Here is a 12,960-nt window from a genome sequence, read left to right on the forward strand (position 1 = left end):
ACACAAATTGGAGCGCCGCTCATTCCTGATGTAACATAGGCACTATGAGTTATTGTGTTATGATCAATTTTTCTTATGGAGCCGGTACTCTGTACATATCTAGGAGAAAACAGCTTGTTTAAATTGTTCTTTTAATGCATCGTTTCCGCTTTCTCTTGGATCAAAACGCTTAATAGAAAAAGAGTTCAAGACTAGATTCCGTCCTTCCTGTAAATTTGCAAGCTTTTTCTCCGCTATTAGCTGAATTAAAATATTTCCTACAGCCGTTGCTTCAGAGGGACCGGCAAAAACCGTTTTTCCGCTTACAGCAGCGGTCATTTCGTTTATGAAATCATTTTGCGAGCCGCCTCCGACAATATATAATGAATCGATTGTTCTGCCCGATATACTTTCAATTTCATCCATTGACAAGGAATATAGTATAGCCAGATTTGTAAATACACATCTCGCAATTTCTCCTGTTGATTGCGGCACAGGCTGAAGCGTTTCCCTGCAATATTTCTGAATTTCTTCTACCATATTGTCCGGATTAAAAAATCGCTGATCGTTAAAATTGATAAATTGTATGCACGGAGGCGCCTTTCTTGCCTCATCAACCATTTGGGCAAAATTGTAATCTTTCGTTAAATGTCTTCTCACTTCTTGAATAATCCACATGCCCATAATATTTTTTAAAAAACGGTATGTCCCAAACACTCCCCACTCATTTGTATAATTGTAAAATAATGATTTTTCCGTAATGATTGGCGCATCCGATTCAATCCCAATCAAAGACCAAGTTCCGCTGCTTAAATACGCCCAATTTTTTTCAGCAGCAGGTACTCCTGCAACTGCGGAAGCAGTATCATGAGAACCAACTATAATCACTTTTGTTTCGGGAAGATCGTAATCAGGAAAATATTCGTTTCTAACATATCCGAGCATGTCCCCGGGGTAAGAAAACGGCGGAAACTGCTCACGCTCAATTGACAGCAGCTGAAGCAAATCTTGATCAAAATCTTTTTCTTTCACGTTTAAAAGCTGAGTACAAGATGCGCTTGTCACTTCCGTCACTGCACATCCAGTCAGTTTGTATCCTAAGTAATCAGGAACTGTCATAATCATTTTCGTTTTTTCAAGATTTTCTTTTTTTTCTTCATATAACTGGTATAAGGTGTTGAAGGATAAAAACTGAATGCCTGTTTTTTCATATATATCTTTTTTGGAAATATGCTTCGTAATTTTCTCAATCGTCCGTTCTGTTCTTTTATCTCTGTATGCTATGACCTCTTGCACCCTTTTTCCTTCTTGATCGACCAGCACATAATCTGTAGCCCAAGTATCGATTCCAAGTGTACACCTTTTCACTCCCAATGTTTTGGCATATGCCAATCCCTTTACAATTTCCGTCAGCAAATGATCAATATCCCAATAATACGTTCCATTTCGTTCCGTAAAACCATTGGCAAATCGGTGTATTTCTTCAATTGTCAATTTTCCATTTTTTATATCCCCTATGACAAGCCGTCCGCTTGATGCACCGATGTCAACTGCGATATGTGTCATTTTATCCCTCCTAAAATTCACACAATCTATGAAGCTGCTAAATGTTTCGCTTAAAAATTAGGATAGCGTTCCATAACTAGACATTTTCTTGCTGCTCATGCAGCAGGTCAAAATCTGAGTAAACATTTGCAAACAACTTTTCTTCCATTCTTCAAAAAATTCATTGGCAGTAACCATTAAAAAAGTTTTCCCTTTCCACAAAGCAAGAAAAATCTCTTTACGTTTCCTGCCAATAAAAATATTGATATTTTAGCCTTCACTTTTTTATTGCAAGGCAAAGAACTTACCGGATCTGCAAAAATAGCAATACTTTCTAAAATAACGAAACCCCTCTCCAATTGCAAAAATGTGAGAGGGGTAATCTCTTTAACGAAAATTAAAAGTCATAGTCTTTAGCATTATCCTTTGTGAAGTCTGTAGGCGGTCCCATAATGACCGTTTTACCATCCTCCCAAACTTCCACTTCTCCTACACCATCTATATTTTGGCCGTTTTCAGGCTTTTTGCCATCAACAAGATCTTTAGCTAAAGCGACTGTCAAATATCCTAATTTGTCAGGCTCCCAAAGGATTGCTACATCTAATGAGCCATCCTCTAAAAATGGAGCTGAATCCTTCGGAAGTGCTGTTCCGACAACAGCGATTTTGTCTTGAAGACCTTTCTCTTGAATAGCTTGAGCTGCGCCAAGAGGAGCAGGAGTTGAAAATGCCATAATCCCTTTAAGGTTCGGATATGATTTAATTAAATCCAGCGTTTTTTGGTATGCCACTTGCTGCTTTTCATCAGTCGCAATTTTATCTGTTACTAGCTTTATTCCTGGATAATTTTCTTCAAGCTCCTTCTTCGCTGCATCGATCCATGAATTTAAGTTTGCTGCCGCAAGACCACCTGTGAGAATGGCGATTTCCCCTTCTTCAGTCCCCATTTGTTCAATTAATGATTTTGCGATATGACGGCCATAAGCTTCGTCATCAATTTGGTGGACAGAAAGTTCAACTAAAGATTGATCTGCTGGTGTATCCCAGTCCATCACGATAATTCCTTTATCCTTCGCTTTTTGTAATACAGGCGATAATGCAGCTGCATCATTCGGTGCAACAGCAATTACATCCACATCTTGACTAATTAAATCTTCAATCACCTTAACCTGCTGGGCAGCATCTGCCTCTGTTGGACCTGTATAAATCACTTCGACTCCAAGATCTTTTCCCGCTTGAATTGCTCCTTTTTCAGATGCATTGAAATATGGAATGCCAATTAGTTTAGGAACAACGGCAATTTTGATTTTTCCATCGCCCCCGCCAGCCTCATCTTTTCCATCTTTAGATGAATTTGAATTCCCCCCTGCACCCTGCTGAGAAACACATCCTGCAAGAAGACCAAATACAAGCAATAAAGCGACAAATAAACCTGCAATTTTTTTCATACTGTTCCTCCTTGTAAATTTATAGTTTATAAATCTTTTAACCAATTAAAGAAAAGTCATTATGCTGTTTCTGCAAGCTTTTTTTGCTTGTTTTCATCAGCCTTTACTTTAATAAAGTTAATAATTAACACCGCGATTAAAATAGCCCCCATAATCACTGTCACAATCGGTCTCGGCACTCCCATTAGATTTAAGCCGCTGGATATCATTTGAAAAATCATAACTGCATATAACGTGCCGATCACTTTCCCATAGCCTCCTTGGATTTCAGTACCGCCAAGAACGGCTGCTGCAACGCTTTGCAATAAATAGGATGATCCAAGATCAACTTTTACTGTGTTATATCTTGATGTCATGATGATAGAAGCAATTGCTGCTAACAAAGCACTATATAAATACACCTTCATTAAAACCTTGCTGTTATTAACCCCTGAAAACAAGGATGCAACCGGATTGCTTCCAACCATATAAACTGATCTTCCCCATACTGTTTTATTCAGCAGTACGGAAGTCAAAATAGCGACAAAGAGAAAGATTATAATCGAAAGCGGAATGAGCCCCAGATAATAACCATTTCCAATCAGCGTGTACTCAGGGCTGAATCCGGATATTGAATTTCCTTTTGTAATGCTGAGAATAAGCCCTTCAAACAATACCATTGTCCCAAGGGTTACAAGAATCGGTGATACTCCGATCTTGGCTATAATCAATCCATTCATAAAACCGCAAAGAAGTCCAACTGCAATGCCTCCTAAAATCGCAATGATCATCGGATATCCATTGCTTGATAATATCGCAATTGCTACCCCTGCCAGCGCTGCCGTATACGTGATCGACAAATCGATTCCGCCTGTTACGATCACCACCATCATGGCTAAAGCAAACAAACCGAACTCAGGCAGCTGAAACATCATATTTGTCAAGTTATTGCTTGATAAAAATCCCGGAACACTTATGCTCATCAAAACAAATAGACCGATGGCAATGAGTCCGAGTATATTTTCTTTTGAAAGCGCAACCTGTTTCATCCTCTCCCCCCTTATGCTTCCACTTCAATTTTTGAAAGCTGCTTTTGCGAGCGTTTATATTGAATATGGTCATACGATACAGCGATTAAAATAATTGCCCCTGTAAAAACCTTTTGCCAGAAAGTATCAATTTTCGCTAATATTAATCCATTTTGTATAATTCCTAGCAGAAGAACACCTAATATCGTTCCAAATATTGTTCCGCGTCCTCCCATTATATTGGCTCCTCCCAGCACCACTGCAGCAATAACCATTAATTCCAAGCCAAGCATTCCGTTCGGATCTACCGCTTTTGTATAAGAAGTTTGAGCAATCGCAGCAATCCCTGCTAAAAAGCCCATATAAGAAAAAACAAATATTTGAACTTTGCTGTAGTTAATTCCGACTCGGACAGCCGATTCTTTGTTTCCGCCAATAGCCATTACTTCGCGGCCGATTAATGTGTATTTAAGAATGTACCATGTCAAAGCTGCTGTAATGATAAAAAGCCAAATAATAATGGATATTCCAAAAACAGAGAAATTCGAAAATTTTAAGAAAACAGTTGGGAAGTTGCTGCTGTTCAAGTATTGGCCGTTTGTAATATACAGAACAAGTCCGTTAATAATACTCATCATCCCTAAAGTAACGACAATCGCCGGAATTTGAATTTTTGCAACTAAAATTCCATTGATGGAGCCTAACAGCACTCCGAAAAGCGGAGCAATGACAAAAATTAACACAATGGTCAGTGGGCTATCAGGCAAAAACATCATCGTCTTGCCCAAAACGACACATACCGCGCTTGTCACTGCTGCAACAGATACATCAATCCCCCCTGTAATGATGACAAGCGTCATTCCAATAGCCAAAATGCCTAATACTGCATTTCCTTTCACAACATCCAACAAATTATCTGCTGTTAAAAATACCGGGCTAATGAAGGCCAATATGATGCATAGAAGTAAAATAATGACAGCAACGCTCATTTCTTTTGATTTTAAAAACGCTTTCATAATTGTGCCTCCTCGCGGATCTTACCCTTTTGCCCAAGCAATGCAAGGTTCATGATGCTTTCCTGTGTCGCTTCATGAATCCCGAGTTCGCCTGCAATTCGTCCATGGCGCATAACGATAATGCGATCGCTAACAGCAAGCACCTCAGGAAGTTCAGAAGAAATCACAATGATTCCCATTCCATTTGCCGCTAATCCTCTTAAAAGCTTATGGATTTCTGACTTGGCACCGATGTCAATTCCGTTAGTCGGCTCATCGATAATCAAAATTTTAGGATTTGTTGACAGCCACTTTCCTATGACTACCTTTTGTTGATTTCCACCTGACAAATCGCCGGCAGCCCTGTATGGCAGCGGCGGTCTGACATCTAATGATTGTATATAATGCTCAGCTAATTCTATTTCTTTTCTTCGATTAATCAGCAAAAATTTATTTTTTAATTTTTTCAACACAGGAAGCGAAATATTGTTAATGATTGATTGCCTTAAAATAAGCCCTTGTGTCTTCCGGCTTTCAGGAATATAAGCAATTCCTTTTTTTACTGCCTCTTCTGAAGACTTGATCACAGTCTTTTGACCGTTAATGATGATGTCCCCTTTGTAAGGACGATTAATGCCGAAAATAGCTTGCGCCAGCTCGGTTCGACCAGAGCCTACAAGCCCTGTAATTCCAAGAACCTCCCCTTCCCTCAGTTCAAATGAAATATCTTTGAAATTTCCTTCTTTCGCAAGGTTTCTTACTTCAAGCAATGTTTTGCCTGAGGCTGCCTTTTCTTTATTTTTTTCATATAAAATTTTCCGGCCAACCATTAACGTAATTAGTTTTTCTTCTGTTAATTCATTTGCATGATACGTACCGACATATTTGCCATCTCTTAGAACGGTGAATCGATCAGAAACTGTAAACAGTTCTTTTAATTTATGGCTTACAAAAATAATTGAAATCCCTCTTTTTTTCAAAGAAAATATAACTTCGTACAGCTTCTCTACTTCACCGGCGGAAAGTGATGATGTCGGCTCATCCATGACGATTAATTTCGCATCAAACGCAAGCGCCCTCGCTATTTCGACCATCTGCTGCTGGGCTATGCTCAGTTTTTCTACCGGTGTTGAAACATCAATCTCAAAATCAAGCTCTTTTAAAGCCTTTTTGGCCGTTTTTTCCATAAGAGCCCAATCAACTTTTTTCCAAGAATGCTTATCGCTGTCTCTTCCTATATAAATGTTTTCTGCTACCGATAAATTCGGAAATAAGCTTAAGTCCTGGTAAATAATTGATATGCCGCGCATAGTGGCATCAATTGGTCTTCGTATTTTTGCTTCTTTTCCTTCAAAGAAAAACTGAGCTCCTGGATCAGGCTGATAAACTCCAGCTAGTATTTTAATGAGTGTGGATTTACCGGCGCCGTTTTCTCCAATAAGGGCATGAACTTCCCCTTTCTTTACTTCAAGCTTCACGTCATCTAATGCTTTTACACCAGGAAATGTTTTGCTGATATTTAACATTTGAAGCAAGTATTCACTCATGCTATCACCTTATTTCTAACCAGTTGTTATTCCATTTTCTTTGCAATATTGCTTTACTTCCTCAAGTGTCGGAATGCCGTCTTGCGCACCCTTTCTAGTTACTTTGATGCCGGAAACAATAACAGCAAATTTGGCAGCTTCTTCTAATGTTTTTCCATCAGCAATTGCGCATGCAAGAGCCCCGGCAAAGGAATCTCCAGCTCCAACCGTATCAATAGCTTTTACCTTTAACGGCGGTATGAATAAAGTCTTGCCTTCATCATAAAGCACAAGACCGCTTCCGCCCATTTTAATAATGCTCTTTTTCATTCCAAAATGAAGGTGGAAATGTTCTGCTGCTTTGATTGCGCTTTCTTCTGAATCAGCTTTAATGCCTGTCAATGTATAGGTTTCCTGTAAATTCGGCGTTATAATGTCGGCATACTGGAGAGCCTCGAGTACTATGCCTTCTGCAGGAGCCGGATCTAATATAACAAACATCCCTTTTCGTTTTGCTGCTTTCATCGCCTGGATAACGGCTTCAACAGGTATTTCCATTTGAATGAGAAGCACCTTGCTGTCCTCAATCGTATTGATCCTTTCCAATATATCTTCAGCGGTTAATGAATCATTTGCGCCTTTTATCACGAGCATTGTGTTTTCAGCTGATGAATCAACTGTAATTAAGGCGCTGCCTGTAGGAACGTTCGGCACTATTTTGATTAATGTCGTGTCGACACGGTTTTGCACTAGTCTTTTTGTTAGTTCGGCGCCAAAAGCATCTTCTCCGATCGCACCAATCAAATAAACTTTTTTTCCAAGCTTTGCACAAGCTGTTGCTTGGTTGGCGCCTTTTCCTCCACTAAACAAAACCATGCTGTTCCCGAAAACTGTCTCACCATGGCTCGGATATTTGTCTGTCATCGCAACAATGTCCATATTAATGCTGCCAACTACTGTAATTGAAGACATATTAATCCCCCGTTTTTACCTTGGCTGTTCCTTCAATAAATTGACGAAGATGAATAACAGCATCATGAAGAGACCCTTTGGATTTAAACAAGCTGGATGTGCCGCAAACGAGCATTTTTGCTCCATTTTCCAAAACCTTTGGGATCGTTTCATAACCTATATTGCCGTCAACTTGAATCAATATATTGTAGCTTTCTTTTTCAATCAATTGATGAAGTTTCTTGATTTTGTTATACATCGTCGGTATGAATTTTTGACCGGCAAAACCGGGGTTCACTGTCATCAATGTGACATAATCAATCACATCCATCACATATTCAATCGATTCAATTGGAGTGGAGGGGTTTAAGGCCACTCCCGCTTTTATGCCTTTAGATTTGATCGTTTGCAAAACGCGCTGCAAGTGAATAGTTGATTCAATATGAACCGAAATCATATCCGCACCGGCATCAGCGAATAAATTTATATGCTCCTCCGGCCTCATAATCATGAGATGAATATCTAACGGCTTATCCGTTGCCGCACGGATGACGTTGACCATATCCGGCCCCATCGTAAAATTCGGAACAAACGAACCGTCCATAATGTCAATGTGAAAAAAATCGACCCCGGCCTGATCAAGTTCTTGCACATCCCTTTTTAAATTTCCCATGTCTGCACACATTAGCGACGGCCCTATCATCGTCACTGAAAATTCCCCCGTTTTCACAGATAAATTCAAGTGTTTTCTTTTTATAAACATATTAATGAAATCGCTTACTTATGGATAGGAGTTAAAATTCGGATTGGTGTGACAATATTCAGGAAATTTAAAAAAAATAAAAAACGTACTGAAAACAAATTCAGCACAGCTGCCGATACAAAGTTCGGTATGTGCCAACCGTCTTCAGTACGTTCTTTTAAAAAGGTTTCAAGTATTTTTGTATTTCAACGATCAGTTTTCAACGCCTTCAGTGCGTCCTTTTAAAAGCTCCCCCGTTTTTCCCTGTATTGCGACGGTAATAAGCCGGTCCATTGTTTGAATAATCTGCTGAAATATTTTGCATCTTGATATCCGACATGAACAGCTATATCATAAATTTTCATTTCCGTAGCAGCCAATAATTGTTTCGCCTTTTGAATTCTCGCATTCGTTACATAATCCAGAACTGTTTCTCCTGTCTGATTTTTAAAGTATTCGCAAAAGTAGGTTGGGTTTAAATGAACATGTTCCGCAATACGTTTAATGGTAATATTTTCGCCAAGATTAGAATGAATCCATTCTTTTGCTTTAACAATTGGGTCAATTGTATTTTTCCGATAATATTCTCTCATTTTTCTAATTTTCATGATCCAGTTAATCATTTCCTGTCTCAAAACAGAAAAGGAAGCCGGTTCATCCGTAATCGAAAACGCCTCGCTAAGCAGTGTAGGAAGCTCGCTAATCCCATCATCCTGTATCCATTGGTTTATGACCCGGATGCACAAATAACGAACTGATTCTTGAAGCAAAAAAGGTGAGGTCATTTTTTTAAGCTCGTCAAAAAATGAGTTGATTGCTGTTAAAACAGTTTGCTCTTCATATTCCATTGCTTCAACCGTTTGTTCAGCCCATTTGTACACTGCCGGCGGAACATCCGTAATCTTATTATAAGTAAGGTGCTTTAAAGATTCCGTTTTAAAAAGCTTATTCCCTCCTTGAATCATCCTATATTTCATTGCCTCTCGCAGCTCGTTCTTCACATCCACTAACATTGATAAATCCACAAATGGCTGTCCGAAAGCAATCGATGCCGTAAAAGGCGTTGTCCTCTGAATGGTTGTTTTGAGCGACAAACAGCTTTGTTCAATCTTCGCCTCTTCCCCGTTATAAATAAGCACCCAATACGAATATTGGTTGTTTTTCCATATCCAATTGCGTTCCTTTATAAACGATTTTCGAATCAATTCTTTGATGATGACATCCCATTTCTTCCATTCACCCTTATTTTCGAAGCCGTTTTTAGAAAACGCATTATCTATACCGATATAAAGCAAGTTATACTTTCCATCTGGAAAATCACGTGTCCAGTCCAAATACGACACATCCATATTTTCAACTGCCGTTGTATCGCTTAATAATTGGATTTGCTTTTCATACGTCAATTTTGTTTGAATTTCTTCAGCCTCTTCGATTAGTCTTTTGTTTTTCTTGTCAGTTACTATAAGCTCCTCTGCTTTTTGTAAGTGGGATTCAAAATTCTCTCGATCTATCGGTTTTAAAATGTAATCAATTGCCCCTTCCCGCAGTGCTGTCTGGACATATTTAAAATCATCATACCCGCTGATAATAATGGAATAAAAGTTATACCCTTTTTCTTTCAGTAGACTAATTAATTCCAATCCGTTTATAATCGGCATTTGCACATCGGTAAATATAAGATCGAAGGCGCCAATTTTTTCATGAATTTCTCTAAAAGCCTCATCCCCATCTGAGAATACCCCGCAAATGTGCCAGTTTGGCCTAAACTTTTTAATTAGTCTTTCCAGCCCCTGTCTAATCCGCGGCTCGTCATCGACAATTACAACCTTTACCTGATCCGTGATCATTAATCACCTCCTCCTTTCAAAAGAAGCTGGTTTGCTTGATAGGCGTTTATTTTTGGTATTCGAATTTTAATCATAGTACCTTTATTTACATGACTAGTAATCGATAATCTGTATTGATCCTCAAAAATCATTGTAATTCTGGCATTTACATTGATAATTCCTATACCGGAATCCCTTCCTAACATTGGATCAGCCATCAATCTTTCATTTAACTCTTCCAGCTTTTCCTTGGCGATTCCAGGACCGCTGTCCAAAACAGTTAAAATGAGGTCCGGATGCTCTTCACAAACTGAAATTTTCACTTTCAGCTCTTTCTGTTTTTCAAGTCCGTATTTGATTGAGTTTTCAATGATTGGCTGCAGCACAAATTTAGGAATATAGTATTCTAGTAATTTCTCTTCTTTTTCAATTTCAAAGTGCAGTCGTTCTTCAAACCGGAATTTCTGTATGCGCAAATAATCTTCTATATGCTGCAGTTCATTCCGTATCGTGACTAATTTATCTTTGTTATTTAAAGAATACCGAAGCATTCTTCCAAGCAAAGTCAGCATTGTTACAACATCTTCTGTTTTTTCTTCTTCGACGGACATGCTAATTGTTTCTAATGTGTTATACATAAAATGAGGATTAATTTGAGATTGCAATGCATATAATTCGGCTGTTTTTTGTTTAAGCTCTACATTATATTTCTGCTTAATCAGCTCGCGAATTTCCATCAGCATTGAATTAAAGCTTTTAGCCAGCTGCCCGACTTCATCATTTGAATGAACAGGTATATTAACGCTTAAATCTCCTTTTTCAACTTCCTTCATCATTTTGCTTAAATTATTTAAAGGACGGGTTACATTCATTGCAAAGAATATGGAAATGGCGGTCGTTATTAGGGCAAACGCTATGAAAATGAGGATTGTCACGTTTCTTACTAAATCCGTTGTTTCTGTTAAATTTTTTATTGGCATGCTATGAGCCATCACCCACGGCAATACACTCGACTCATTTAAGCTGACCAGCAGGCGCTCGCCGTTCTTTTTTATAGTAAAGCTGCCGTTTAAAATTGGATATTTGTCAATTCTCTTATCGATTGTGCCGATTTTGGAGCGATCTGAATGATATATAATCATTCCGTCCTTCGTCATCATCCATACTTCCGCATCTTTTTCATGCAGCAAATCCTTAGCGAACTGCTCTATGAATGTTACATCTACCACAATATATATTGTTCCCAGCTTTTTTCTATTATCGAAGTCGGTGATTTCTTTTATTAGCATAAAATAGGAAGGAGACCCTTCAAAAGTCAAGTTAATTTGACTTGATAACACTACTTCCATACTTCCAACTTTGCTTAAAGAATTCAAATATGGCAACGAACCGTCATGAAAGCCAAAATTCTCATAAGGTAAAGTAGTGCTTGAAAAAACACGGTTCTTCGATATAAGGAACACTCCTAAAATATTGTCTGTGTGGTTTCGCAAGTATGTTCTTGTTAAATAGCTTTCAACAATATACTTATCTCGGAGTCTTTTAGATTGGGTAGTTTCTTCCGATTCCCGTAATATTGTCATCACATCGCTCGAATTATACACTAGATTTGGAAGCGCTTCCAATTTCCTGATTTCACTTTCGATATTATTATTCACTTGCTTTAATAATCGCGGAGTGTATTTTCCGACTTCTTTCTCGATAGAGGATGTATACTGCGAATACGCTAAAAGACCAAGCAAAGCCATTGGAATAACAGTCAGCAGAACATAGGAAATAATTAGTTTATGTGTTAAAGACAAAGATTTTCGGCTGGAATCGTTTCTTCTCTTAAAAATCATATTGATCCACATTCTCTTTTGTAAAATCGATTGGCTGTCCCATAATCACCATGTCGCCGTCAAAACTAATATTCCCTATATTCTCCACAAACTGTCCATCATACGGCAAATCCTCCAACACTAAGTTTTTGGCTAACGCAATGGTTAAATAACCGAGCTTTTGCGGGCTCCATAATGTGATGGTTTGCAGCACATCCTCTTTCAAATATGGTCTTGTCATGTTCGGAGTCGATGTTCCAACAACTTTAATGTCTCCAGATTTTCCGTAATCCTTTAACGCCTGCGCAATAGCAGGCGGGTTCACTGTCGATATACCAATGATCCCTTTTAGATCATCGTATTTTTTTAATAGGTTAACTGTTAAATTGTAAGCTTTGTGAATATCTTCATTCGCATACTCCACATCGAGCAGCTCTAATTCTGGATAATATTCTTCTTGCTGCACCTTTAACCACCTAATCCAATTGTTTAAATTCGCAGCAGTCGGCGAGCCGGTCAAAATAACGTATTTCCCCCTTTCTCCCATTTCTAATGCTAAAAGATCCATAATATGTCTTCCCATTTGCTCGGCATCGACCATATTGACAAAAAAGTCACGATATTTTGCGTCTGTGTCTGCATCCCAAGTGATGACTTTTATCCCTTTTTCACGGGCCTGCTGCAGAACCGTACCCAATTTTTTCGGGTCATTTGCTGAAACAGCAATCACATCTACTTTCTGCTCTATCAGCTCATGAATAACGGCAGTTTGTTCCTCTGCGGTTGCCGCAGATGGCCCTTTATAGATGACTGTAACATTCAAATCCTTCGCTGCTTCTAAGGCTCCTTCCTTTGCTGCTAAAAAATAAGGAATATTAGCGATTTTAGGAACAAGTCCAATGACAATCTCATGTTCATGATTCCTGTTGCTTTCATGATTCATTTGTTCAGTTGGTTTATCTACATAAATAACCTCATATTCTTTTGATAAAGAGCAGGATGCCAAAAGGAACAGGAAAAAAGCAAGGGCGAAAAACTTAAACGTTTTGTTCAATTTTCTCCATACCTTTCCGAAAAGGAAATTTTTTAAGATCGATTTGATGCTTATCGGAAACTTCCTGC

Annotated in this window: 10 protein-coding genes; all 10 read right to left on the reverse strand. The window is 38.6% G+C overall.

Going from position 1 to position 12,960, the window contains the following annotated elements; all coding sequences use genetic code 11:
• Positions 1-99 precede the first annotated feature (99 nt).
• The 10 genes from rhaB to NSQ61_RS14290 all read right to left on the reverse strand — a co-directional run bounded on the left by rhaB (position 100) and on the right by NSQ61_RS14290 (position 12,892).
• A complete protein-coding gene (gene rhaB, locus NSQ61_RS14245; protein WP_340807395.1) occupies positions 100-1,545 on the reverse strand; it encodes a rhamnulokinase in 1,446 nt (481 codons plus the stop codon).
• A 376-nt stretch (positions 1,546-1,921) separates the two neighbouring features.
• Positions 1,922-2,971, reverse strand: coding sequence for an autoinducer 2 ABC transporter substrate-binding protein (locus tag NSQ61_RS14250; protein WP_094244946.1), 1,050 nt, complete (start codon positions 2,969-2,971; stop codon positions 1,922-1,924).
• A gap of 59 nt (positions 2,972-3,030) precedes the next feature.
• Positions 3,031-3,999: an ABC transporter permease gene (locus tag NSQ61_RS14255; protein ID WP_340807399.1), complete on the reverse strand. Its 969-nt coding sequence runs from the start codon at positions 3,997-3,999 to the stop codon at positions 3,031-3,033.
• Between the two features lie 11 nt (positions 4,000-4,010).
• Complete coding sequence (locus NSQ61_RS14260; RefSeq protein ID WP_063386514.1) at positions 4,011-4,994, reverse strand: ABC transporter permease; 984 nt, start codon at positions 4,992-4,994, stop codon at positions 4,011-4,013.
• Positions 4,991-6,520, reverse strand: a complete 1,530-nt coding sequence (locus NSQ61_RS14265) for a sugar ABC transporter ATP-binding protein (protein ID WP_144596907.1) — start codon at positions 6,518-6,520, stop codon at positions 4,991-4,993. Before NSQ61_RS14265 ends, NSQ61_RS14260 begins: the two co-directional genes overlap by 4 nt.
• 15 nt (positions 6,521-6,535) lie before the next feature.
• Entirely contained in the window at positions 6,536-7,471 is a 936-nt protein-coding gene (gene rbsK / locus NSQ61_RS14270) for a ribokinase (protein WP_340807404.1), read from the reverse strand.
• A gap of 1 nt (position 7,472) precedes the next feature.
• Positions 7,473-8,153 carry a ribulose-phosphate 3-epimerase gene (gene rpe, locus NSQ61_RS14275; RefSeq protein WP_311067313.1) on the reverse strand — a complete coding sequence of 227 codons (681 nt, stop codon included), beginning with the start codon at positions 8,151-8,153 and terminating at the stop codon, positions 7,473-7,475.
• A 281-nt stretch (positions 8,154-8,434) separates the two neighbouring features.
• The gene (locus tag NSQ61_RS14280) at positions 8,435-10,039 is read right to left on the reverse strand and encodes a response regulator transcription factor (RefSeq protein ID WP_340807406.1); all 1,605 of its coding nucleotides are present in this window, start codon (positions 10,037-10,039) and stop codon (positions 8,435-8,437) included.
• The gene (locus NSQ61_RS14285; RefSeq protein ID WP_340807408.1) at positions 10,039-11,859 is read right to left on the reverse strand and encodes a sensor histidine kinase; all 1,821 of its coding nucleotides are present in this window, start codon (positions 11,857-11,859) and stop codon (positions 10,039-10,041) included. The genes NSQ61_RS14280 and NSQ61_RS14285 overlap by 1 nt, the downstream gene beginning before the upstream one ends.
• Positions 11,849-12,892: an autoinducer 2 ABC transporter substrate-binding protein gene (locus NSQ61_RS14290; protein ID WP_340807410.1), complete on the reverse strand. Its 1,044-nt coding sequence runs from the start codon at positions 12,890-12,892 to the stop codon at positions 11,849-11,851. Before NSQ61_RS14290 ends, NSQ61_RS14285 begins: the two co-directional genes overlap by 11 nt.
• Positions 12,893-12,960 lie beyond the last annotated feature (68 nt).

The sequence above is a fragment of the Aeribacillus sp. FSL K6-1121 genome (assembly GCF_038003725.1).
GTDB classification, from domain to species: domain Bacteria; phylum Bacillota; class Bacilli; order Bacillales; family Aeribacillaceae; genus Aeribacillus; species Aeribacillus composti.

What these genes read in the sequence shown, in the direction of transcription:
- NSQ61_RS14280 (WP_340807406.1), bottom strand. Translation starts at nt 10,039, where the DNA reads ATGATCACGGATCAGGTAAAGGTTGTAATTGTCGATGACGAGCCGCGG.
- NSQ61_RS14255 (WP_340807399.1), bottom strand. Translation starts at nt 3,999, where the DNA reads ATGAAACAGGTTGCGCTTTCAAAAGAAAATATACTCGGACTCATTGCC.
- NSQ61_RS14260 (WP_063386514.1), bottom strand. Translation starts at nt 4,994, where the DNA reads ATGAAAGCGTTTTTAAAATCAAAAGAAATGAGCGTTGCTGTCATTATT.
- rbsK (WP_340807404.1), bottom strand. Translation starts at nt 7,471, where the DNA reads ATGTCTTCAATTACAGTAGTTGGCAGCATTAATATGGACATTGTTGCG.
- rpe (WP_311067313.1), bottom strand. Translation starts at nt 8,153, where the DNA reads ATGATAGGGCCGTCGCTAATGTGTGCAGACATGGGAAATTTAAAAAGG.
- NSQ61_RS14250 (WP_094244946.1), bottom strand. Translation starts at nt 2,971, where the DNA reads ATGAAAAAAATTGCAGGTTTATTTGTCGCTTTATTGCTTGTATTTGGT.
- rhaB (WP_340807395.1), bottom strand. Translation starts at nt 1,545, where the DNA reads ATGACACATATCGCAGTTGACATCGGTGCATCAAGCGGACGGCTTGTC.
- NSQ61_RS14265 (WP_144596907.1), bottom strand. Translation starts at nt 6,520, where the DNA reads ATGAGTGAATACTTGCTTCAAATGTTAAATATCAGCAAAACATTTCCT.
- NSQ61_RS14285 (WP_340807408.1), bottom strand. Translation starts at nt 11,859, where the DNA reads ATGATTTTTAAGAGAAGAAACGATTCCAGCCGAAAATCTTTGTCTTTA.